Annotated in this window: 26 protein-coding genes; 13 read left to right on the forward strand and 13 right to left on the reverse strand. The window is 61.5% G+C overall.

From position 1 onward, the window contains the following. Positions 1 to 11: 11 nt before the first annotated feature. The 8 genes from ACTJK9_RS24500 to ACTJK9_RS24535 all read right to left on the reverse strand — a co-directional run bounded on the left by ACTJK9_RS24500 (position 12) and on the right by ACTJK9_RS24535 (position 6,600). A complete protein-coding gene (locus ACTJK9_RS24500; RefSeq protein ID WP_221397423.1) occupies positions 12 to 974 on the reverse strand; it encodes an IS110 family transposase in 963 nt (320 codons plus the stop codon). 253 nt (positions 975 to 1,227) lie between these two features. Then, on the reverse strand, positions 1,228 to 1,746 hold the full coding sequence (locus ACTJK9_RS24505; RefSeq protein WP_039772003.1) for a DUF3299 domain-containing protein: 519 nt from the start codon (positions 1,744 to 1,746) through the stop codon (positions 1,228 to 1,230). Between the two features lie 11 nt (positions 1,747 to 1,757). Then, complete coding sequence (locus ACTJK9_RS24510) at positions 1,758 to 3,023, reverse strand: ABC transporter permease (RefSeq protein ID WP_085613362.1); 1,266 nt, start codon at positions 3,021 to 3,023, stop codon at positions 1,758 to 1,760. A 1-nt stretch (position 3,024) separates the two neighbouring features. Further along, positions 3,025 to 3,735 (reverse strand): ABC transporter ATP-binding protein, encoded by a 711-nt coding sequence (locus ACTJK9_RS24515; RefSeq protein ID WP_440816860.1) that lies wholly within the window; start codon positions 3,733 to 3,735, stop codon positions 3,025 to 3,027. Between the two features lie 14 nt (positions 3,736 to 3,749). Then, a complete protein-coding gene (locus ACTJK9_RS24520) occupies positions 3,750 to 4,343 on the reverse strand; it encodes a DUF2796 domain-containing protein (RefSeq protein WP_085613364.1) in 594 nt (197 codons plus the stop codon). A 156-nt stretch (positions 4,344 to 4,499) separates the two neighbouring features. Further along, complete coding sequence (locus ACTJK9_RS24525; RefSeq protein WP_085613365.1) at positions 4,500 to 5,066, reverse strand: hypothetical protein; 567 nt, start codon at positions 5,064 to 5,066, stop codon at positions 4,500 to 4,502. Further along, on the reverse strand, positions 5,063 to 6,022 hold the full coding sequence (locus ACTJK9_RS24530) for a CHAP domain-containing protein (RefSeq protein WP_085613366.1): 960 nt from the start codon (positions 6,020 to 6,022) through the stop codon (positions 5,063 to 5,065). The genes ACTJK9_RS24525 and ACTJK9_RS24530 overlap by 4 nt, the downstream gene beginning before the upstream one ends. After that, positions 6,019 to 6,600, reverse strand: a complete 582-nt coding sequence (locus ACTJK9_RS24535; protein ID WP_256575427.1) for a PAAR domain-containing protein — start codon at positions 6,598 to 6,600, stop codon at positions 6,019 to 6,021. Before ACTJK9_RS24535 ends, ACTJK9_RS24530 begins: the two co-directional genes overlap by 4 nt. Before the next feature lie 124 nt (positions 6,601 to 6,724). On the opposite strand from ACTJK9_RS24535, the gene ACTJK9_RS24540 reads away from it, so the two are divergent. After that, positions 6,725 to 7,084: a hypothetical protein gene (locus tag ACTJK9_RS24540; RefSeq protein WP_085613367.1), complete on the forward strand. Its 360-nt coding sequence runs from the start codon at positions 6,725 to 6,727 to the stop codon at positions 7,082 to 7,084. Positions 7,085 to 7,088: 4 nt separating this feature from the next. Here the strand turns inward: ACTJK9_RS24540 and trxA are convergent, their stop codons facing one another. From trxA to ACTJK9_RS24555, 3 genes are read right to left on the reverse strand one after another with little or no spacing between them, the layout of a single operon-like run. Continuing rightward, positions 7,089 to 7,961, reverse strand: a complete 873-nt coding sequence (trxA, locus tag ACTJK9_RS24545; RefSeq protein ID WP_007955581.1) for a thioredoxin — start codon at positions 7,959 to 7,961, stop codon at positions 7,089 to 7,091. A gap of 39 nt (positions 7,962 to 8,000) precedes the next feature. Next, positions 8,001 to 8,657, reverse strand: coding sequence for a class I SAM-dependent methyltransferase (locus tag ACTJK9_RS24550; RefSeq protein WP_440816866.1), 657 nt, complete (start codon positions 8,655 to 8,657; stop codon positions 8,001 to 8,003). Then, positions 8,654 to 9,118: a YbaY family lipoprotein gene (locus tag ACTJK9_RS24555; protein WP_011336139.1), complete on the reverse strand. Its 465-nt coding sequence runs from the start codon at positions 9,116 to 9,118 to the stop codon at positions 8,654 to 8,656. Before ACTJK9_RS24555 ends, ACTJK9_RS24550 begins: the two co-directional genes overlap by 4 nt. Before the next feature lie 128 nt (positions 9,119 to 9,246). Between ACTJK9_RS24555 and nrdR the strand changes: the two genes are divergently transcribed. The 12 genes from nrdR (at position 9,247) to ACTJK9_RS24615 (ending at position 17,952) form a co-directional block, all read left to right on the forward strand. Further along, the gene (gene nrdR, locus ACTJK9_RS24560; RefSeq protein ID WP_003228656.1) at positions 9,247 to 9,711 is read left to right on the forward strand and encodes a transcriptional regulator NrdR; all 465 of its coding nucleotides are present in this window, start codon (positions 9,247 to 9,249) and stop codon (positions 9,709 to 9,711) included. Next, positions 9,708 to 10,841, forward strand: a complete 1,134-nt coding sequence (gene ribD / locus ACTJK9_RS24565; RefSeq protein WP_085613369.1) for a bifunctional diaminohydroxyphosphoribosylaminopyrimidine deaminase/5-amino-6-(5-phosphoribosylamino)uracil reductase RibD — start codon at positions 9,708 to 9,710, stop codon at positions 10,839 to 10,841. Before nrdR ends, ribD begins: the two co-directional genes overlap by 4 nt. Positions 10,842 to 10,888: 47 nt before the next feature. Next, positions 10,889 to 11,566 carry a riboflavin synthase gene (locus ACTJK9_RS24570; protein ID WP_064599735.1) on the forward strand — a complete coding sequence of 226 codons (678 nt, stop codon included), beginning with the start codon at positions 10,889 to 10,891 and terminating at the stop codon, positions 11,564 to 11,566. 16 nt (positions 11,567 to 11,582) lie between these two features. Then, entirely contained in the window at positions 11,583 to 12,674 is a 1,092-nt protein-coding gene (gene ribBA, locus ACTJK9_RS24575; RefSeq protein WP_039771922.1) for a bifunctional 3,4-dihydroxy-2-butanone-4-phosphate synthase/GTP cyclohydrolase II, read from the forward strand. A gap of 91 nt (positions 12,675 to 12,765) precedes the next feature. Beyond that, entirely contained in the window at positions 12,766 to 13,242 is a 477-nt protein-coding gene (gene ribH, locus ACTJK9_RS24580) for a 6,7-dimethyl-8-ribityllumazine synthase (RefSeq protein WP_003228649.1), read from the forward strand. Beyond that, positions 13,239 to 13,739: a transcription antitermination factor NusB gene (gene nusB / locus ACTJK9_RS24585; protein WP_024014489.1), complete on the forward strand. Its 501-nt coding sequence runs from the start codon at positions 13,239 to 13,241 to the stop codon at positions 13,737 to 13,739. The genes ribH and nusB overlap by 4 nt, the downstream gene beginning before the upstream one ends. 27 nt (positions 13,740 to 13,766) lie before the next feature. Beyond that, the gene (gene thiL / locus ACTJK9_RS24590) at positions 13,767 to 14,732 is read left to right on the forward strand and encodes a thiamine-phosphate kinase (protein WP_064599733.1); all 966 of its coding nucleotides are present in this window, start codon (positions 13,767 to 13,769) and stop codon (positions 14,730 to 14,732) included. Beyond that, positions 14,729 to 15,232 carry a phosphatidylglycerophosphatase A family protein gene (locus ACTJK9_RS24595; RefSeq protein WP_007910933.1) on the forward strand — a complete coding sequence of 168 codons (504 nt, stop codon included), beginning with the start codon at positions 14,729 to 14,731 and terminating at the stop codon, positions 15,230 to 15,232. Before thiL ends, ACTJK9_RS24595 begins: the two co-directional genes overlap by 4 nt. A gap of 28 nt (positions 15,233 to 15,260) precedes the next feature. Further along, positions 15,261 to 15,995, forward strand: a complete 735-nt coding sequence (locus ACTJK9_RS24600) for a substrate-binding periplasmic protein (protein ID WP_085613371.1) — start codon at positions 15,261 to 15,263, stop codon at positions 15,993 to 15,995. Between the two features lie 123 nt (positions 15,996 to 16,118). Beyond that, positions 16,119 to 16,736 carry a GTP cyclohydrolase II gene (ribA, locus tag ACTJK9_RS24605; RefSeq protein WP_007955551.1) on the forward strand — a complete coding sequence of 206 codons (618 nt, stop codon included), beginning with the start codon at positions 16,119 to 16,121 and terminating at the stop codon, positions 16,734 to 16,736. After that, positions 16,733 to 17,152: a hypothetical protein gene (locus tag ACTJK9_RS24610; protein WP_064382213.1), complete on the forward strand. Its 420-nt coding sequence runs from the start codon at positions 16,733 to 16,735 to the stop codon at positions 17,150 to 17,152. The genes ribA and ACTJK9_RS24610 overlap by 4 nt, the downstream gene beginning before the upstream one ends. Then, the gene (locus ACTJK9_RS24615; RefSeq protein WP_085613372.1) at positions 17,152 to 17,952 is read left to right on the forward strand and encodes a cobalamin-binding protein; all 801 of its coding nucleotides are present in this window, start codon (positions 17,152 to 17,154) and stop codon (positions 17,950 to 17,952) included. The genes ACTJK9_RS24610 and ACTJK9_RS24615 overlap by 1 nt, the downstream gene beginning before the upstream one ends. Positions 17,953 to 18,063: 111 nt before the next feature. Here ACTJK9_RS24615 and ACTJK9_RS24620 read toward each other — a convergent pair whose 3' ends face one another. Continuing rightward, entirely contained in the window at positions 18,064 to 19,947 is a 1,884-nt protein-coding gene (locus ACTJK9_RS24620; protein WP_440816873.1) for a TonB-dependent receptor domain-containing protein, read from the reverse strand. Positions 19,948 to 20,053: 106 nt separating this feature from the next. Continuing rightward, entirely contained in the window at positions 20,054 to 21,952 is a 1,899-nt protein-coding gene (dxs, locus tag ACTJK9_RS24625; protein WP_440816875.1) for a 1-deoxy-D-xylulose-5-phosphate synthase, read from the reverse strand. Positions 21,953 to 22,038: the final 86 nt, after the last annotated feature.

The following is a 22,038-nucleotide window of genomic DNA, read 5'->3' on the forward strand; positions in this document are numbered from 1 at the left end:
TGTGGGAGATTCTATGTTGCAGGGGAACCCTGCAACCTTAAATTCGGTTGGTATTCGCTCTGGTTTTTCATGAGGGCGAATGCCACCCGGCAAAGCTTGCGGGCGAGGATGACCAAGGCTTGGGTTCTGGCTAGACCTCTTGCCAGATAGGACTCATAGAACGGTTTCCAGACAGGGGACCGACAAGCTGCCATAGCTGCATTGTGTGCAAGACGCCGTAATTCCCCGTCACCTTTTTTGCTCAAGTGGCGAGGACTGTGTTTCTTACCTGAGTCTTTTGCCTTCAAGTCCATTCCCAGAAAGGCGATGAACGCATCGGCGCTGGCGAACTCACCTCGCATGTATGTAGTTGCCAGGCCCGTTGCCGTGAGTTCACCAACTCCTTCAATCGCTTTGCAGCGTCTGATGTTTTCACTAATTCCGGCTTCTTGGCTGACTTTACGAAGCAACTCCTGAATGGCCTGATCCAGCTGTTTGAAATGCTTCAACCCATCGGCCAAAAGATCTTCAAGAAGAGGTTCGGTTGACCAGCTCAGCTTGATACTGACTCGGACCTTCATCAGCTGTGCACGCTTGTTAAGCAGACTTTTCAACACTGTGTAGTGCCGCGGTGGTGGGTTCCAGACCCGCAGCCGATGCTGTTCACTGGTTAGATAACGCGCCAGAAGACGTGCATCACAAGGGTCGGTTTTTGCACGCTGACCGATGCTTTCGCGGTAATGGCTCACCCGGTAAGGGTCCACGATGTAAACCCGATGCCCCATACCATGGGCCAGTTCGGCCGTGTCCAGGTGGTAGAGATTAGTGGCTTCCAGGGCGATTGAGCTTTGGGCGGGCAGGGTCTTCAGCCAATGACCTACAGATGTGCGGTCGTTGTTGATGGCCTGGATGATTTTCAGATCTTCGCGATAAACGACGATTTCGGCCTTGGCCACATCGACACCAATCACCGTTGGCGAGGTAAGGATTGTCATGACGAATCCTCGGAGCTAGGGTTTAAGAGCTTGTCGGGGTCTACCGTAGCGCTGGCTTGCCTCTATCGTCGGTTTTACCGATGAATTCCTTATCGGCGCTTTAGGTAGAAAGGGCGGGACGAGAAGTCTCCCACGGTCCGTACTGGCTAGAGTCGGAATCGAGCTTTTAGTCCCGCCCACCCCTTCAAGTCTAAACATACAAGCGGGCTTGCTCGCGAAAGCTATTGATCAACCGGTACAAAACTATCGGGATTTACTCCGGCAGTTCGTAGACGTAAATCTTGTCCGCTTCCATCTGATACCCGGCATCGGCCAGTTCGCTGGTGGACTGCTTGACCTGCAACGGCCCTTCCACCCAGTACGGCTGATACAGCTCGTCGAGCTTCACGCCGAGTTCGCTTTTTACGTGCACGATCTGGTTCGACGGCGGTGGCGGCACGTGGATGCAGGCGCCGAAATACGGCACCAGCAGGAAATCCGTGGTGCGACCTTCTTCGCTCACTTCCAGCGGCACGATGTAGCCCGGCAGGCGGATGTTCTGGCCATCGAGGCTTTGCACCACCGGCGCGTTGGGCATGTCCTGTTTGGCCGCTGGCGCGGACTCCGCCGACAGCGCGTCGCCCATCTTCGACAGGTCGTGCAGCGGCGTCATGTTCGGCACTTCGGGCGCGGCGTCCGGCGGGATCATTTCCGACCAGGTCAGGTCTTTTGGCGCCGCCGCCCACACGGGCAGGGCGACCAGCAACAGCAGCGCAAGCACGGCGCGGGGCATGGTGAACATCCTCATAAACGGATCGACAGGCCGTCGGCCAGAGATTGGCGATACGCGCGCCAGGCCGGCACGCTGCCCATCAGCAGCGCGGCCGCCAGAATGCCACCGAGCAGCGTCCATTCATACACGCTTGGCCAGGCCAGCGGCAGATACAGACCGTAATTGGCCTGCACATAACCCTGTGCCGCACTGATGCCGATATACAGCAACGCCAGTCCGGCGATCACCCCGGTCAGCGCCAGAGCGAACGCTTCCAGCACCAGCAGGCTCGCGATATGCCAAGGCCGCGCGCCCACCGAACGCAGGATCGCCATTTCGCGGCGGCGTTCGTTGAGGCTGGTGAGAATTGCCGTGAGCATGCCGATCAACCCGGTCAACACCACGAACAGCGAGACCACGAACAGCGCTTTTTCAGCGGTGCTCATCAGGCTCCACAACTCCTGCAAGGCCACGCCCGGCAGGATCGCCAGCATCGGCTCGCCACGGAACTCATTGATCTCCCGTTGCAGGGCGAAGGTCGAAATCTTGCTGTTGAGGCCGAGCATGAACGCGGTGATGGCTTGCGGCGTCAGATCCATGTTGCGCGCCTGATCGGCGCTAATCCGCCCGTTGCCACGGGCCGGCACGCCGTTGTGCCAGTCGATGTGAATCGCCTCCATGCCGCCGAGGCTGATGTGCAACGTTCGGTCCACCGGGGTGCCGGTGCGCTTGAGAATGCCGACCACGGTGAACGGCTTGTCGTCGTGCTTGACCAGACTGATCGCCGCGACGCCATGGGCCAACACCAGTTTGTCGCCGAGCTTGTAATGCAGCGCTTCGGCCACTTCGGCACCGAGCACCACTTCGAACGGATCGGTGGCGAAGGCGCGGCCGTCGGCCAGTTCCAGATGCTGCTGGCGACCGTACTGGTAATGCTCGAAATAGGCTTCGGTGGTGCCCATCACCCGGTAGCCGCGATGGGAATCGCCGAGGGACATCGGGATCGCCCACTTCACCTTCGGGTTGCTGGCGAAGTGTTCGAAGCTGTCCCAGCGGATGTTGTTGGTGGCGTTGCCGATGCGGAACACCGAATACAGCAACAGGTTCACCGAGCCCGAGCGGGCGCCGACGATCAGGTCGGTGCCGCTGATAGTGCTGGCAAAACTGGCTTTGGCTTCAGTTCGCACCCGTTCGACTGCCAGCAGCAGGCAGACAGAAAGCGCGATGGCGAAAGCAGTGAGCAGGGCGGTGAAACGCCGGTTGGCGAGGCTGGCCATGGCCAGACGGAACAGATACATCTCAGACCTCGGCAGACGTGGCGGCGCGATTGAGTTCGGCCAGGGACAGGTGACGGTCGAACAGCGGCGCGAGGCTCTGGTCGTGGCTGACGAACAACAGGCTCGAGCCGGCTTCGCGGCACTCGGCGAACAGCAGGCGAATGAAGTTTTCCCGGGCGTCGTAATCCAGTGCCGAGGTCGGTTCGTCGGCGATCACCAGTTCCGGTTGCCCGATCAATGCACGGGCAGCGGCGACCCGTTGCTGCTGACCGATCGACAGCGAATCGGCGCGGCGACTCAGGAGCCTTTCGTCCTTCAAACCCAGGTGGGCGAGCAGGGTGGCGGCGGCCTGATCAACGCTGCCGTGACGCTGTTTCGCACGCTCGGCGCGCAGCTTCGAAAAGTGGCACGGCAGCTCGACGTTCTCGCGCACCGAGAGAAACGGCAGCAGGTTGAACTGCTGGAAAATGTAGCCGGTGTGATCGACGCGAAAGCGATCACGGGCGCCGGCACCCAGTTCGGTCAGTTCCTGGCCGAGCAGGCGAATGCTGCCGCGACCGGGTTTCTGCACCCCGCCAAGCAGGCCGAGCAGGGTGGTCTTGCCGCTGCCGCTGGGGCCCTTGAGGAACAGGGTTTCGCCGGCCTCCAGACGAAACGCCGGGATGTCCAGCAGCGACGGGTGACCGGGCCAGTTGAAGCCCAGGTCGGACAGTTCGATGAGTGCTTGGGTCATGGCGCCGTTTCGTGTCAGAACTTCAGGGCGGCGGCCTTGGCCGTCACTTCCGTGCCTTGCTGGCCGCTCGGGCTGATCAGTTGTACCTGAATTTTCTGGGTGGCCGGGAAGGTAGTGAACAGGTTCGCCAGATCCAGGGTTTTCAACGCACCCGGTGCCGCACAGCTGAACTGGTAGTGGGCGTGGATTTCGCTGTGGTCGTGATGATGCTCGTGACCGTCCTTGCCGGCCTCCTCTTCGTCGTGGTCGTCGGCATCCGGCTTGTCGCCGAACAGCGGGCTTTCCAGCTCCTGGCTGGTGACTTTGCAACCGGCGGCGGCCGGCAGGCTGAACAGCGCCAGCGGTTTTTCCAGCTGAGCGCGAGCGGCGGCGACCTTGGCCTTGTCGGCATCGCTGGTGGCGACGTGTTCAAAACCCACAAGGTTCATCGCCGGGCTTTCCAGCTCCAGCTCCAGGGTCTGGCCGTCGAGCGCCGCGTTCAGGCGTCCAACGCCATGTTCGTGGGCAGCGAGGCTGCCGTGCTCATGGTCGTGATCATGCTCATCGGCAGCCTGGGCGATGGCCAGCGGCAACAGGGCAAACGGCAAAGCGAGCAGCAGACGACGCATGGCGGTCTCCGGGAAGTAAAGTGAAGAGTTTGTTATGTAATCTTATAACGAAAGTGCGCAGAGTTTGCCCGCCTGACACGTTTTGCGCAAGGTGTGGCTGCGCACCGCCCGGAGCTCGGTCCGGACGGTGCGTAGATCAGCGAGAGGTGACGTGCTTCAGAATCCGCTACCGGGATAGTCGAACCAATAACGACCCGATAACACTTGAGTGATCAATCCGGTGTCCAGCAACTTCGGCGCATCACGGTGGAAGCGTTCACGCCATGCCGGCAGCCACCAGTAATTGATTGCTGTGCCGCGGGGTTGAAGAATCAGGATCATTACGTCGCGATCAATCCTGCCTTGGGTATAGAGCAGATGGCCGTTGTCCATGAATCCCATGTACTGTTTGATCGGCAACTGGAACATCAATGCTGTGGTGAAGATTTTTTCACTCTGGCTGAACGCAGGGCTTTGCAGAAGCTGTATCGCTTCACAGACATGTGCTTGGGGTTGGCTGGCGATTTTCTGTCCTTCAGGTGTCGATAGCACATCGAATCGATCATCCAGTTCGCGCCAGTCGACACGATCATTGCGCTCGAAGTAGTCCCGTATGAACGCTGTCAGTGATCCGGCTGTGGATGCTCCGGAGGTACAGGTCGACAGGTCGGCGGGCGACCAAAGTCGCCACGCCATGATCAGCAGGAGTGGAATGGCGAGGAGTATCCAGAGCAGTCGTTTCATTGTGGTGTGCTGTATTTGTATCGTCGAAAAATGGTGAAGTCATGATCGCTATCAATGGCGTTGCCGGACGCCCGTCGGAAGCCGACATCGTTGACTTCGATTTTTTCCCAGCTGGCGGATATGCAGACACCTTGGGAAAGCACGAAGCCGACATGGCCGCTGGCGTCCGAATAGTTGACAGCATACGCACCTATGTCACCGGGCAGCGCGGAGCGTTGCACGCTCCAGCTTTTAAGTAATCGATTCTCGTCGGCCCACTCTCCGGCAAGTGGTGGACTGACTTTTGAGTATCCCCAAATGTACTTCGACTTGCCGTGTTCGATCAGCGCTACGTTGATTCCGACAGCTGTCAGCACGTCATAAACGAACAAGTTGCATTTGTTGGTATTGGCGGGGAATTCCACGCTCTTGCTTGATTCATCGGCGGTTCTATGAGGCAAGGATTTTTTGCTTCTGTTGCCTGCCCATGCTGTGGAGTTTCGGTGAGAAAGTGCCTCCAGCAAGATTTTTCGCGGCAGATCCTGAATGAAAACCCTCACCGTATTGGTCTTGTTCTGACGTTTCACCCCGTATTCCACCTCGTAAAACGTATCACCGGTGACGGCTCCGCTGTTGGACAAAGGCACCTTCACCCAAGGTGAAACGGCCACGATGGTCAGCAATTTGCCCTGATTCAGAGTGGCCTTGTGAATCGCTTTCGTTACTCCGCTGCCTCCGATGATCTGCAACGTGATCTCATAGCTATCGCGGCTCTTTATCGTCGATACCTTTTTTTCTTCATCGCGGATGACGGTTGTTTGTCCTTTATCCGAAAAAAAAGTGTAGGTAGTTGGTGTGTCTTTTTTCTGGACGATATTGCCATCAACGAGTTGTTCGTTGATCAGCAATTGAAACTGCACGCCCTTGGGGGGCTGCATCAGAAAATCCTTAAAGGCAAGTTTGATTTTCGATTTCATGACGCGTCCTGTTTCAACGGTTCTTCATAGGAATAGAACGTCCATTCGGCATCTTCACCAATCAGGAGAGTGTCGTAGTCCTCAGGGTTCTCGACCTGGTGTTCGCAACCTTCACCTGTGGCAGTGCAGGTACTGTCCTGCAGAATGGCCGCCTTTTTCTTGTCCTTGAGTTTGTAGGCAAGTCCCGGTTTCCGGGTGTCGTCCAAGCGTTCGATGATGACTTGCAGATAACGATGCGAAGCCAGGGCGGCAATGGGTGGGCCCATATCGATGGGGGCCGGGCGGCCTATGCCGGCGAAACCGCTGTGTTGCTGGGTGAGCAGTTTGTTGGCCATGGGCGGGCAGCCGCAGGCGACGTAGTCACCCTCCAGTGCAGCCGGGCCGGCAGGCAGGATCAGCGTTCTTTCGCCAACGGCGACGATCGCTCCCTGGCCAGCACTGCACGCAGGGCAACTGGCAAGTTGTCCGATCGAGGCGATGATTTCGCCTTCTATACGCAGGTTTTCGTTTCCTTCGAGAATCACACCACCTGTAGAGGTAGGGCCTCCCTTCGACGCCAGTTTTCTTCCTGAAGACATGGGGTTCCTTCCCATGAAAAAAGAAGAAATGTAGTCGATAAGGTAAACGTCGCCAGCTCCTGACACTTGGCGTTACACAAGTCCCATGGGAGCATGCAGATCAGAAATGTGCGGGAGAAAGCTTATGTTGCGGATACGCGGAACCGTCGGCGAGTTGCCGGTGGATTTGACCCTGGAACTGGATGAAAGCGACTGGGCGCGGCTCGGTGCGCAGTTTGGCGTGCAGGTGCAGACGGCCCAGCCGCAAGCAGCAGCGGCGGCGCCGGTGGCGAAACCGGTGAATCAGGATGACGCGTTGTGGCAGGTCGCGAGGGATCTTTTGCGCAAGGCCGGGCAGCTCAGCGGCCCGGATCTGCTGGATCAGCTCGAAGGGCTGACCGGCAGCGCAGCGGCGGGCAAGCGCTTGCTGGTGCGCCTGCGTCATTCATCCGATGTGAAGGTGGCGAGCGGCGGCGATACGCCGCTCTACAGCTGGATCGAGTAAGGGGTTAGTACAGCGCGGCGAACACCTTGCGCCGGTAAGCGGTCACCAGCGGGTGATCGTTACCCAGCAGTTCGAACACTTGCAGCAAGGTCTTGTGCGGCAGACCTTCGCCGTAGCTGCGGTTGCGGATGAACAGCTTGAGCAGGGCGTCCAGCGCCGCTTCGTATTGCTGACGGGCCAGTTGCTGGATCGCCAGTTGATACACCGCTTCATCGTCCTGCGGGTTCTGCGCCAGACGGCTTTTCAGGTCGGCGGCATCCGGCAGGTCGCGGGCCAGACCAAGGAACTTGATCTGCGCCTTGGCGCCGGCCAGTGCGGCTTTGTGCTCGTCGCTCTTGACCGCGTCGAGCACGGTTTGCGCTTCGCCCAGTTCACCGCGTTCGGTCAGGCAGCGAGCGTAGAGAATCAACGCCTTGGCGTTGGTATTGTCTTCGCCCAGCAGCGTGACCAATGTCGCTTCCGCGTCGGCGTAGCGGCCCTCGTCAAACAGTGCCTGAGCCTGTTCGAATGGATCGGCAGCCGACGGCGCGGGCATCTGTACATGGGGTTCGAGCAGGGCGCGCACGGCGGATTCCGGTTGCGCGCCGGCAAAGCCGTCTACCGGTTGACCGTCCTTGAACAGCACCACGGTCGGCAGGCTGCGGATGCCGAAGCGGGCGACGATGTCCTGCTCGATATCGCAATTGACTTTGGCCAGCAGCAACTCGCCCTGATAGCTCTCGGCGATCCCTTGCAGCATCGGCATCAGCGCCTTGCACGGCGCGCACCATTCGGCCCAGAAATCCACCAGCACCGGTTTTTGGAAGGAAGCCTCGATCACCGACTGGTCGAAGTCGGCCGTCGTGGCGTCGAAGATGTACGGCGTTTGCTGACTCATGGGGTATCTCGTAAAAGCGTGAATGGGGCAACTATACGGTCAGGCGCGGGCCGCATGGTAGAGGCTGACATGGCGAAACTCTTCCGGCTCGGCCAGATCCGGCAGGGTCATGGCTTCGAGCATTTCGATGCGTCGGTACAGCGGATGACGGAAATCCCTGACCCGTGAATCCGCCACCAGCGCTTCGCGGCCACGGCTCAGGAAGGCGTCGAGCAGCGGCAGGTTTTCCCGGTCGTAGAGCACGTCGGCCACCAGGATCAGATCGAAGCGATCGGCCTCGGCGAAGAAGTCCGTGGAATAGCTCATTTGCACATCATTGAGTTCGGCATTCGCCCGACAGGCGGCAATCGCCAGCGGGTCAAGGTCGCAGGCCACCACTTCCAGCGCGCCGGCCTTCACCGCCGCGATGCCGGCGATCCCGGAACCGGCGCCGAAATCCAGCACCCGTTTGCCCCGCACCCACTCGGGAAACTCTGCCAGATAGTGCGCCACCGCCAGACCGCTGGCCCAGCAGAAACTCCAGTACGGCGGTTCATGCAGGATTCGTTGGGTTTCTTCCTGGCTGAATTCGCGCGCCATGTTGTCGCCGTCGATCAGCCACAGCTGCAAGTCGGTGTCCGGCAATGTGCAGGCTTTCAGTCGGGCGTCGCCGAGCAACTCGCCCAGCGACTGTTGCAGGTCTGACGGGGCATTCATGGGGCTTTGACAAATTGCAGCTGGCCCAACGCCTGGGTGGTTGGCTGAGTGATGGTCTGCGACGGCAGGTGCAGGATCAACTGGCCGGACTGGCTGGCGCGGCCGCGCAATTCAACCCGCGCGCCAACCGGGAAGGATTCGGGGTTGAAACGCAGGTGAAACGGCAGAATCTGGTTGTTGCCGATCAGGCTGGAACTGGCGAGCAATTGTTGCGGGCGATCCTTCTCGTCGATCACCAGCAGCGCCAGTTCGACTTCGGCGCCGGCCGGCACGCCTTGCAGGGTGCCGCTCAGTTCGCGCTGATACGCCGGCAGCGGGCCGAGGTCGGCGGCTTCCCGGGCTTTTTTCTGCGCCTGTTGCGGCGCCGGGCCCGGCGTGGGCGGCTGAGGCTTGGGCGCGTCGCTGCCACAGGCCACCAGCAGGCTGAAAACACTGAGCAAAACGAGCGGTCGTAGGGACATTGGTGGCTCCAGCAAAATGAAATCCATGGATCAATCGATCATGGCAGTCTGTATACCGCAAAGCCTATGGCTTGTCTTGCCACCGGGATGCGCTACCATGGCCCTCCCTTTTTTTGTTGCCAGCCACCATGCACTGTCCCTTCTGCGGTGCCAACGACACCAAGGTCATCGACTCGCGTCTGGTCGCCGAGGGCGAACAGGTGCGCCGCCGGCGTGAATGCCTGGCCTGCGGCGAACGTTTCACGACGTTCGAGACGGCCGAACTGGTGTTGCCGCGCCTGATCAAAACCGACGGCAGCCGCCAACCGTTCGACGAAGAAAAACTCCGCGCCGGCATGCAACGCGCCCTGGAGAAACGTCCGGTGAGCGTCGAGCGCCTCGAATCCTCGCTGGTCCATATCAAGCACAAGCTGCGCGCCACCGGCGAGCGCGAGGTCAAGTCCCTCGTGGTCGGCGAACTGGTGATGGCCGAGCTGCAAAAGCTCGATGAAGTCGCCTACATCCGTTTCGCTTCCGTGTACCGCCGCTTCCAGGACCTCAACGAATTCCGCGAAGAGATCGACCGCCTCGCCCGCGAACCGGTGAAAGAATGACCACTGCCGCCGAGCAGGCCATCCTCGACGCTCACTTCATGGCCCGGGCCCTGGAGCTGGCGCGCAAGGGGCATTACACGACTCACCCCAATCCACGGGTCGGCTGCGTGATCGTGCGCGACGGGCAAATTGTCGGCGAAGGCTGGCATGAGCGGGCCGGCGAACCCCACGCCGAAGTCCACGCCCTGCGCGCCGCCGGTGAACGGGCCCGGGGCGCCACGGCTTACGTGACCCTCGAACCTTGCAGCCACCACGGCCGCACACCGCCGTGTGCCGATGCGCTGGTGAATGCCGGTGTTGGCCGGGTGGTCGCGGCGATGCGTGATCCGAATCCGCAAGTCGCCGGACGCGGTCTGCAGCGCTTGACCGATGCCGGCATCGCCACCGAAAGCGGCGTGCTGGAAGCTGAGGCGCGCAAGCTCAATCAAGGTTTTCTGAAGCGCATGGAACACGGCTTGCCGTTCGTGCGGGTCAAGTTGGCCATGAGCCTCGACGGTCGTACGGCGATGGAAAGCGGCGAGAGCCAATGGATCACCGGCCCTGCCGCGCGTTCGGCGGTGCAGCGTCTGCGCGCCCAGGCCAGCGTGGTGCTGACCGGCGCCGACACGGTGCTGGCCGATGGCGCACGCCTGACCGTTCGCGGCGATGAGCTGGGGCTGGATGCCGAACAAACCGCACTGGCCCTGAGCCGTCCGCCGCTGCGGGTGTTGATCGACGGGCGTCTGCGAGTGCCGCTGGATGCGCCGTTCTTCAAGGCCGGCCCGGCGCTGGTCGCCACCTGCGTGGCCATTGAAGAACAGTACGCCCACGGTCCGGAATGCCTGATCGTGCCGGGCGATGACGGTCAGGTCGATCTGCACCAGTTGCTGGTCGAACTCACCAACCGTGGCGTCAACGAAGTGCTGGTCGAGGCCGGTCCGCGACTGGCCGGTGCGTTTGCCCAGCTCGGTCTGGTCGACGAGTTCGTGATCTTCATCGCCGGCAAGTTCCTCGGCTCCACGGCGCGTCCGCTTCTGGACTGGCCGCTGGCCTGTATGAAGGATGCGCCGGAGCTGAAAATCACTGAAATTCGCGCGGTTGGCGATGACTGGCGAGTCACTGCCATCCCTGTCCCATCGGCGAGCGTATAATTCCCGGCCATCGCGTTAGCGCTGGCTTCGTTCTCAAGGAGAACCCCATGTTTACCGGCATCATCGAATCCATCGGCAGTATCCGCGCACTGACCCCAAAGGGCGGTGATGTGCGGGTGCATGTCGAAACCGGCAAGCTCGACCTGAGCGACGTCAAACTCGGCGACAGCATCGCGGTCAACGGCGTGTGCCTGACCGCCGTTGAATTGCCGGGCAACGGCTTCGCCGCCGACGTCAGTCGCGAAACCCTCGACTGCACCGCCATGAATGACCTGAAAAGCGGTAGCCCGGTCAACCTGGAAAAAGCCCTGACCCCGACCACCCGTCTCGGCGGCCATCTGGTCAGCGGTCACGTCGACGGCGTCGGCGAAGTGGTTTCGCGCAGCGACAATGCCCGCGCCGTGGAATTTCGCATCCGCGCGCCGAAGGAGCTGGCCAAGTACATCGCCCACAAGGGCTCGATCACCGTTGACGGCACCAGCCTGACCGTGAACGCGGTCGATGGCGCCGAGTTCCTGCTGACGATCATCCCGCACACCCTGAGCGAAACCATCATGGCGTCCTACAAGCCAGGTCGCCGGGTGAACCTGGAAGTCGACCTGCTGGCGCGTTATCTGGAGCGTCTGCTTCTGGGCGACAGGGCCGCTGAGCCTGACTCTTCACAAAAGCTTGGCGGTGGCATCACTGAAAGCTTTCTGGCCGCCAACGGCTACCTCAAATCCTGACTGAAGGGGGTGCCTTGTGGCGCTCAATAGCATCGAAGAACTGGTTGAAGACATCCGCCAAGGCAAGATGGTCATCCTCATGGATGACGAAGACCGCGAGAACGAAGGCGACCTGATCATGGCCGCCGAATGCTGCAAGGCCGAGCACATCAACTTCATGGCCAAATACGCCCGTGGCCTGATCTGCATGCCGATGAGCCGCGAGCGCTGCGAAACCCTGAAGCTGCCGCTGATGGCTCCGCGCAACGGTTCCGGTTTCGGCACCAAGTTCACCGTTTCGATCGAAGCGGCCGAAGGCGTGACCACCGGCATTTCCGCCGCTGACCGTGCGCGCACCGTGCAAGCGGCCGCCGCGAAAGACGCCAAGGCCGAAGACATCGTCAGCCCGGGCCACATTTTTCCGCTGATGGCCCAGGCCGGTGGCACCCTGGCGCGCGCCGGCCACACCGAAGCCGCCTGCGACCTGGCGCGCATGGCCGGTTTTGAGCCGAGCGGCGTGATCTGCGAAGTGATGAACGATGACGGCACCATGTCCCGTCGCGCCGAGCTGGAAGCCTTCGCCGCGGAACACAACATCAAGATCGGCACCATCGCCGACCTGATTCACTACCGGATGATCCACGAACGTACCGTTCAGCGGATTGCCGAGCAGCCGCTGGACAGCGAACTGGGCCAATTCAACCTGGTGACCTATCGTGATTCCGTGGAAGGCGACGTGCACATGGCACTGACCCTGGGCACCGTTTGCGCCGAAGAGCCGACCCTGGTTCGCGTGCACAACATGGACCCGCTGCGCGACCTGCTGATGGTCAAGCAACCGGGCCGCTGGAGTCTGCGCGCCGCCATGGCTGCGGTTGCCGAGGCCGGCAGCGGTGTGGTGCTGTTGCTCGGTCATCCACTGGATGGCGACGTGTTGCTGGCGCACATCCGCGAAACCGGCGATCAGGCCGCACCGAAAAAACCGACCACCTACAGCATTGTCGGTGCCGGTTCGCAGATCCTGCGTGACCTCGGTGTGCGCAAAATGCGTTTGATGAGCGCGCCAATGAAATTTAATGCGATATCCGGTTTCGATCTGGAAGTTGTAGAATACGTGCCCTCCGAATAATGACCGGTTGTTTCCGGCCCTGTATTCGCGGCAAATAAATCACTGAGGGACGCGAAACAGACGCGTCCCGGCTCTTTAAGAGATCTGACGAATGACCCTGAAGACCATCGAAGGTACCTTCATCGCCCCTAAAGGCCGCTACGCTTTGGTAGTGGGCCGCTTCAACAGCTTCGTGGTTGAAAGCCTGGTCAGCGGTGCAGTTGATGCCCTGGTTCGCCACGGCGTGAGCGAAAGCGACATCACCATCATCCGCGCACCTGGCGCCTTCGAAATCCCGCTGGTTGCGCAGAAAGTCGCCCAGAAAGGCGAGTTCGCAGCAATCATCGCCCTGGGCGCGGTCATTCGTGGCGGTACTCCGCACTTCGAATACGTGGCGGGCGAGTGCACCAAGGGCCTGGCCCAGGTGTCCATGGAATTCGGCGTACCGGTCGCTTTCGGCGTCCTGACCGTTGATTCCATCGAGCAAGCCATCGAACGTTCCGGCACCAAGGCCGGCAACAAAGGTGCTGAAGCTGCCCTGTCCGCTCTGGAAATGGTCAGCCTGCTGGCGCAGTTGGAGGCCAAGTGATTAGCGACGAAAGCGATCGTTTCAACCCGCGCGATCCGAAACCTGCGGATGCCGGCAAGCCATCGAAGAGCGCCAAGCGCCGCGAAGCCCGTCAGCTCGCGACCCAGGCCCTGTATCAATGGCACATGGCTCGGCAATCGTTGAACGAGATCGAAGCGCAGTTCCGGGTCGATAACGATTTCACCGATGTCGACGGTGCTTACTTCCGCGAAATCCTCCACGGGGTTCCGCAGTTCAAGACTGAAATCGACACCGCGCTCACGCCTTGCCTGGACCTGGCGATCGAAGAGCTGGACCCGGTTGAACTGGCGGTTCTGCGCCTGTCCACCTGGGAGCTGCTCAAGCGCGTCGACGTGCCGTACCGCGTTGTGATCAACGAAGGTATCGAGCTGGCCAAGGTGTTCGGTTCGACCGACGGCCACAAGTTCGTCAACGGCGTGCTCGACAAGCTGGCTCCGCGCCTGCGTGAAGCTGAAGTGAAGGCGTTCAAGCGCTGATCCGCGCTTGAATACTTTTTCTCAGCCATGGGCGAGTTTGAGCTGATCCGCAATTTCTTCGCCGCCGCGCCTTGTGCGCAGGGCGGCGAAGGCGTTGCACTGGGGATCGGTGACGACTGCGCCTTGCTGGCGGTCCCTTCCGGGGAACAGCTGGCGGTTTCCACCGATACGCTGGTGGCCGGCGTGCATTTCGCCGATCCCTGCGATCCGTTTCTGCTCGGTCAGCGCTCGCTGGCCGTGGCGGTCAGCGACCTCGCTGCCATGGGCGCCACGCCCGTCGCCTTTACCCTTGCCCTGACCTTGCCGACGGTGACCGCCGATTGGCTGCAAGCCTATGCCCGCGGTTTGAACCGCATGGCGCAGGACTGCGGCGTGGCACTGGTCGGCGGCGACACGACCCGCGGGCCGTTGAGCCTGACCGTCACCGTGTTCGGTCGCGTCCCGGCCGGTAAAGCGCTGACCCGCAGCGGCGCGCAGCCGGGCGATCTGCTGTGTGTCGGCGGTGAGTTGGGCAATGCCGCCGGGGCCTTGCCGCTGGTGCTGGGTCAGCGTGACGCCGAGCCTCACATTGCCCAGCCGCTGCTTGATCATTACTGGTCGCCGCAACCGCAACTCGCTCTCGGTCAGGCCCTGCGTGGCAAGGCCACTTCGGCGCTGGACATCTCCGATGGGCTGCTCGCCGATTGCGGTCACATCGCATTGGCCTCGAAGGTCCGCCTCGAAGTCGAGCGCGAGCGCGTTCCGTTGTCGGAGGCGCTGGTGGCGTTTCTCGGTCAGCGCGGCGCCGAACGAGCGGCATTGAGCGGTGGCGATGACTACGTGCTGGCCTTCACCCTGCCGGCCGTCGAGTTGCCGGCGCTGCTCGCCGATGGCTGGTCGATCCATGTGATCGGCCGCGTGACGCAAGGGCAGGGCGTAGTGTTGCTGGATCGCGACGGGCACGACATCACCCCGCAAATCCGGGGTTATCAACATTTTCAGGAGTCACCGTGACAGATCACCCGAAACAGGTTCCGGCCGAATTCGTTCCGCCGTCGGTCTGGCGCAATCCCTGGCATTTCCTCGCGTTCGGCTTTGGCTCGGGCACCTTGCCCAAGGCGCCGGGCACTTGGGGCTCGTTAGTTGCGCTACCCTTTATCCCGTTGTGGCAGATGCTGCCGGACTGGGGTTACTGGCTGATGCTCGGGATCACCATGTTGTTCGGCTTCTGGCTGTGCGGCAAAGTGGCCGACGATCTGCGGGTGCACGACCACGAGGGCATCGTCTGGGACGAAATGGTCGGGATGTGGATCACCCTGTGGCTGGTGCCGGAAGGCTGGTACTGGTTGCTCGCCGGGTTCCTGGTGTTCCGCTTCTTCGACATTCTCAAACCGTGGCCGATCCGCTGGATCGACCGGCATGTTCACGGCGGCGTCGGCATCATGCTCGACGACGTGCTGGCCGGCGTGTTTGCCTGGCTGGCGATGCAGGGACTGGTGTGGATTTTCGCCTGATTTCCGGGCGTGGAGGAGGGACGCAGGGATGACTCGACGCTGGTTGGCGATAGTGGTTTTGACCTTGCTTGGTGCCGTGGCCCAGGCACAGGACGCATCGCCGTCGGTCATTCACCTGGCCAGCGAAGACTGGGAAGACTACACCGCCGCCGACGGCCATGGCCTGGCCTGGGATGTGTTGCGCAAAGTGTTCGAGCCGGCCGGCGTGACCCTGGATATTCGCACCGTGCCCTACACTCGTTCGGTGGGGCTGGTACAACTGAAGGAAGTCGATGCACTGGTCGGTTCCTATCGCGGCGAAGCCGAGCAGGTGCTGTACCCGAAATGGAATTTCGATTCCGACCACATCTACGCGCTCGGCCTGGCCAGCAATCCTTCGCCGACCCAGGCGACCCTGGGCAAGTACCGACTGGCCTGGGTGCGCGGCTATCGCTACGAAACCTATCTGCCGAACGTCAAACGATTCAACCAGATCGAGCGCCGCACCGGGATCCTGTCGATGCTCAAGCAGGGGCGGGCGGATTACTACATTGATGCGCTGACGGAAATCGAAGCGGTGCTGCGAAACGCCGCCGATCCTTCGCCGTACCGTTATTCGCATCTGGCAGAGTTGCCGCTGTACCTCGGCTTCGCCGACACCCCGCAAGGCCGGGCGCTGATGTCGATCTACGACCAGCGCATGGAGCAACTGGTGAAAAGCGGCGAGTTGAAGCCGATCTTCGAGCGCTGGAAGCAGCCGTATCCGTTCGAGTACAGGCGATAGCGACGAGCCTGTCATCAAACTTTTTGATAGTTATCCCCGATAATTCAGCCTAAGCGCCTGCGGGAACCTGCTGTTACAATGCCGCCCAGCGAATCTCGGACTTTTCAGATCAGGAGCACACCGGTGCCTGTCGTTTTTGTCGCCGCTTCCAAGCTGCCAACGCCTTTTGCGCAATTCACCATGCACGGTTTTCTCGATGAAGCCACCGGCCGCGAGCACGTCGTGCTGAGCCTGGGCGAGATTGCCGACGGTGCCCCGGTACTCGGCCGTCTGCACTCCGAATGCCTGACCGGCGATGCCTTGTTCAGCCAGCGTTGCGACTGCGGCTCGCAACTGGAAGGCGCCCTCAAGGCCATCGCTCGCGAAGGCCGTGGTGTGCTGCTGTACCTGCGTCAGGAAGGGCGCGGCATCGGTCTTTTGAACAAGATCCGTGCCTACGAATTGCAGGACGGCGGCGCCGATACCGTTGAAGCCAACGAGCGTCTGGGCTTTGCCGCCGACCAGCGTGACTACGCCATGTGCCTGCCGATGCTCGAGCATCTGGGCGTCAAATCCCTGCGCCTGATGACCAATAACCCGCGCAAGGTCAAAGCCTTGACCGACATGGGCATTGTCGTCGCCGAGCGCGTGCCGCTGCACACCGGCCACAACCCGCACAACAAACTCTATCTGGCGACCAAGGCCAGCAAGCTCGACCACATGATGGGTAACGAGCATCAGGGCGAGGTAGACCGGGCGTGACCCGCGGGCAAGTGCGGCGCCGTCTGTCGATCGCCTGGTGGAAATACCTGGCGCTGGCGCTGGTGCCGCTGTTCGTGATCAACGCTGTGTTCGGCCAGGGCGAGGCAATTCTGCCGGTGCTGGCGATGCCTTTCTTTATCGCTGGCGTGGCCTCGATGTTTGTCAGCCTGAAGTTTTTCGGGCGCTACAAACATGCGCTGATCGCCACGCAAAAAGCCCTCGATACCCCTGAAGAGCCCGCTGCCTGGATCGCCCTGGCGGCCTGCCTTCGCAGTGCATTCGTGGTCGCGGCACTGCCGGCATGGATTGGTGCGCTGGCGGTGTTCGTCGGCCTTGAAGCGGTGCCGCTGATGTTGCTGGCGCTGTCCACGGCGGTGCTGTTCTACCTCTACCGTATCCCGCGTCAACTCGCCTGATGCGTCGTCTCTGGCTGGCGGTTCTGCTGCTGGCCGTCAGCGCTGAGGCGCTGGCCGCTCTGCGGGTGGTCAGCCTCGCGCCATCCCTGTCTGAAATCGTTGTCGAACTGGATTCGGCCGATCTGCTGGTCGGCGTGCTGGATGCCGGTGAGCGGCCATCCGCGATCAAGGACGTGCCTTCGGTGGGCCGTTATGGCCAGCTCGACATGGAACGGCTGCTGAGCCTCAAACCTGACTTGTTGCTGTTGTGGCCTGGCAGTGTCGGTCCGGCTCAACGCGATCAGCTCAAGCGCCTGAACATCCCGACTTTTGTTGCCGAGCCCCACAGTCTCGAGCAACTGACCGCGCAGATTGAAGCCATCGCGACACAGCTGGGTCGCCCGGAGCGTGGGGTTGAACGGGCCGCCGAGCTACGGCGCAACCTCGATGAGCTGCGCCAGCGCTACCGGCGGGAAGCGCCGCTGCGGGCGTTCTACCAGGTCTGGGACAAGCCGCTGTACACCGTCGGTGGCGGACAGATCATCAGCGATGCGCTTGAAGTGTGCGGCGCACGCAATGTGTTTGCCGACCTGAGGCTGCCGGCGCCGCAGGTGAGCATCGAAGCGGTTTTACAGCGTGATCCCGAAGTGATTCTGGCTGGCGATCAGCCGCAACTGGATGCGTGGAACGCCTGGCCACAGGTGACAGCGGTCAAGCACGGGCAGTTGCTGCTGGTCACCGACAAAGGTCTGGAGCGCCCGAGCGGGCAGATGATCGAAGCCACCGCCAAGCTCTGCAAGTTGATCGCGCCAGACCGCTGAGACCGAGGTGAATTCTTCGCGAGCAAGCCCGCTCCCACATTTGGAATGCGTTCCCCCTGTGGGAGCGGGCTTGCTCGCGAAGAGGTCAGTCAATGCAGCGCAAATTCTGGATCAGAGTAGCGGTGTCCAGGTTACCCCGAACATGAACGCCCGCCCCTCCTCGCGATAGCCATACTGACTGCCGTCATGGCTGTACAGCGCCCGGCTGTAACCCTTGTCCAGCAGGTTGTCGACCTTGAAATCCAGCTTGATCTCGCGGTTCAGCGCCCAGTTGCTGCGCAGTCCGAGCAGCGCATAACCGCCCAGTGGTTGCTGATTGTTCAGGTCGTCGTAGCTACTGCTGACGGCCTGCCAACTGGCGCCGAGGCCAAGGCGATCAAACTGTCGATCCAGATCCCAGCTCAAGGTGCGACGGGCACGACGTGCCAGGGTGTGGCCGGTGTCGCGGTCGCGGGGATCGATGATCGCCACGCCGAGGTTGCTCTGCCAGCCGAACAGCTCCTGTTTCAGCGCTGCTTCGAAGCCGTTGATTCGCGCCGAGGCAACGTTCTCTGGAGGGTTACCGTCAGCGGCGATAATCGCGTCCTTCAGATCTGTACGATAAATCGACGCCTCTAGACGGCTGCTGTCATTCAACTGGCTGCGCCACTGCAACTCATAGCTTTTGGAGGTTTCCGGTTTCAGATCCGGATTGCTGTACTTGGGGTAGTACAGGTCGTTGAAAGTAGGGGCACGGAAGCCTTCGCTGTAGCTCAAGAGCAGATCGTTGTCGGGATTGACCGGCAACGTCAGCGTGCCGCTCCAGCTGTTCTGACCGCCGAACTGCTGGTTGTCATCGCGACGCAGGCCCAGTTCGGTGGAGAAGCTGTCGGCCTGATAACGATGCTGGATAAATGCGGCGCGGTTCCAGCGACTGTCTTCGTCGAACGCGGTGCTGCTGTTGATCCGGTCTTCGTACCAGTCGCCACCAAGGATCAGGCTGTTGCGCGCATCGAGGGTCAGGTCGTTCTGCCAGGTCACCGAATCACGGTATGTATTGAACACCGAGCGTTCATCGCTGAGCTTGTCGAAGGTTTTTTCGCGATTTTCGCTGTGGCCGAGTTCCAGGCGCGACCTCCAGCGCTCGTTGATCCGCGCATCGATGTAGCTGCTGAAACTGCTGACGGTGAAATCGCTGTAAGGTTGCTCTTCATAGGATCGGTCGGTTGCTTCAACGTAACGTCCCCATGGACTGTCGAACTCGCTTTTGCCCCGGTTATCCAGCAGATTGGCGCCGACTTCGATGTCATCGGTCAGCGCATGGCTGAGGCTCAGGCTGATGGATTTGTTGCGATAGGCGTCGTGGTCGCTGTCGCTGGGATACGACGCGTGGGTGCGGTCGATCCCGGCGGTTTCATCGAGACTGGCGCCGAGGTTGAAGCGGGTTTTTTCATCGCCACCGGAGAGGCCGACACTGCGCTCCCAGGTCTGGTGGCTGCCGAAGCCCACATGCATCCGCGGCTGCAAGCCCTGTTCGCCGCCGCGCCGGGTGAAGATCTGAATCACCCCGCCAATCGCATCGCTGCCGTAGATCACCGAGCGCGAACCGCGTAGCACTTCGACCCGCTCAATCTGTTCGATGTTGAGGTGTTGCAGGTTGCTGTCGCCGGACGTCGAGTTGCCGATGCGCTGGCCGTCGACCAGCACCAGGCTTTGCGCCGATTGCGTGCCGCGAATGTAGATCCCTGGCAGACTGCCGCGCCCGCCGGTCTGCGCGACTTGTACGCCCGGTACCCGTTGCAGCAGATCGGTGACGCTACGGGGTTGCAGGCGCTCGATGTCTTCGCGGGTGAAAACCGTATTGGCAGCGCTACTGTCGTTGCGTGCTTCGACCTGGCGATTGGCGCTGATCAGCACGTCCGGCAGCTTCAGGGCCTGGTCGCGTTCGAAGGTGTCGGCGAGGGCGTTGGCGGTTGGCAGCAGCAGGAGGGGCAGGGCGAGACGCGAGAGGTTCATCGGAGTCCGTTGGCACTTGAAGTGTTCACAAATCAAATGTGGGAGCGGGCTTGCTCGCGAAGGCGGNNNCCCGCTCCCACATGGGGTTTTGCGTGTATCCAGCGAGCTAGCGGTTAAGCAGTTCCAGGCGCTCACGCACCGCCGCTTCGATCCCCACTTCATCCAGCCCGCATTCGGCCAGCATCTGCGCCGGTTTGGCGTGCTCGACATAAACGTCCGGCAAGCCCAGGTGCAGCACCGACTTGAGGATGTTCTCGCGGGCGAGGAATTCGCTGACCGCGCCACCGGCGCCGCCCATGATCGCGTTTTCTTCGAGGGTCACCAGCAGCTCGTGGCTGTCGGCGATCTCGCGTACCAGCGCTTCGTCCATCGGCTTGACGAAACGCATGTCGACCACGGTCGCGTCCAGCGTCTCGGCCACTTTCAGGGCTTCGGCCATTTGCACGCCGAACACCAGCAAGGCGACCTTGCTGCCTTGGCGACGCACCACACCCTTGCCGATCTCGATCGGTTCGAGGTCTTTTTCGATGGTCGCGTTCGGGCCGGTGCCGCGCGGGTAACGCACCGCCGCCGGGCCGTTGTACAGGTGGCCGGTGGTAAGCATCTTGCGCAGTTCGTTTTCATCGCTCGGGGTCATGATGACCATGCCCGGGATGCAGCGCAGGAATGACAGGTCGAAGCTGCCGGCGTGGGTCGGGCCGTCTTCGCCCACCAGACCGGCGCGGTCGATGGCGAACAGCACATCGAGGTTCTGCACCGCGACGTCATGCACCAACTGGTCGTAACCGCGTTGCAGGAACGTCGAGTAGATCGCCACCACCGGTTTCGCGCCTTCGCAGGCCATGCCGGCAGCGAGGGTCACGGCGTGTTGCTCGGCAATCGCTACGTCGAAGTAGCGCAGCGGGAAACGCTCGCTGAACGCCACCAGATCCGAGCCTTCCTTCATCGCCGGGGTGATGCCCACCAGACGCGGGTCGGCAGCGGCCATGTCGCACAGCCATTCACCGAACACGCCGGAATACTTCGGCCCGCCGGCCTTCTTCGGCGCAGCGGCCGGGGCGTCCAGCGGTTCGAGTTTGGTGATGGCGTGGTAACCGATCGGGTCGACTTCCGCCGGGGCGAAGCCTTTGCCTTTCTTGGTGACGATGTGCAGGAACTGCGGGCCTTTCAGATCGCGCATGTTGCGCAGGGTGGCGATCAGGGTCGGCAGATCGTGGCCGTCGATCGGGCCAATGTAGTTCCAGCCCAGTTCTTCGAACAGGGTGCCGGGGACCAGCATGCCTTTTGCGTATTCTTCGGTGCGACGGGCGATTTCCCAGGCGCCGGGCAGGCGCGACAGCACTTTCTTGCTGCCTTCACGCATGCTCGCGTAAGTGCGGCTGGAAAGGATCTTCGCCAGATAGTTCGACAGACCGCCGACGTTGCGCGAGATCGACATGTCGTTGTCGTTGAGGATCACCAGCATGTTGGCGTCGACTTCCGGCGCGTGGTTCAGCGCCTCGAACGCCATGCCGGCGGTCAGTGCGCCGTCGCCGATCACCGCAATCGCCTTGCGATCGCTGTTCTGCAGGCGGGCGGCGATGGCCATGCCCAGCGCGGCACTGATCGAGGTGCTGGAGTGGCCGACGCCGAAGGTGTCGTACTCGCTCTCGGAGCGGCGCGGGAAGGCGGCGATGCCGTCCTTCTGGCGCAGGGTCTCCATGCGCTCGCGACGACCTGTGAGGATCTTGTGCGGATAAGCCTGATGACCGACGTCCCACACCAGCCGGTCGTCCGGGGTGTCGAAGACGTAATGCAACGCGATGGTCAGCTCGATGACGCCCAGGCCGGCACCGAAATGCCCACCGGTCTGGCCGACCGTGTAGAGCAATTCCAGGCGCAACTCATCAGCCAGGGTTTCCAGCTCGGCTTCGCCTAACCGGCGCAGGCCGTCCGGCGTATTAGCGCGGTCGAGCAGGGGCGTGGTCGGGCGCTTGCGGGGAATCTCATGAAACGTCGTGGGCATCAGGCGAATCGTTATAGGTATAAAAGATGCGGCAGTTTACCTGATGCATCGCCCCCTGCCCACGCGTTGGTCTTTTTTGGCAGATA

Origin of the sequence: Pseudomonas sp. 22082 (assembly GCF_052046055.1) — a bacterium.
In the GTDB taxonomy this organism is placed as follows: Bacteria; Pseudomonadota; Gammaproteobacteria; order Pseudomonadales; family Pseudomonadaceae; genus Aquipseudomonas; species Aquipseudomonas pharyngis.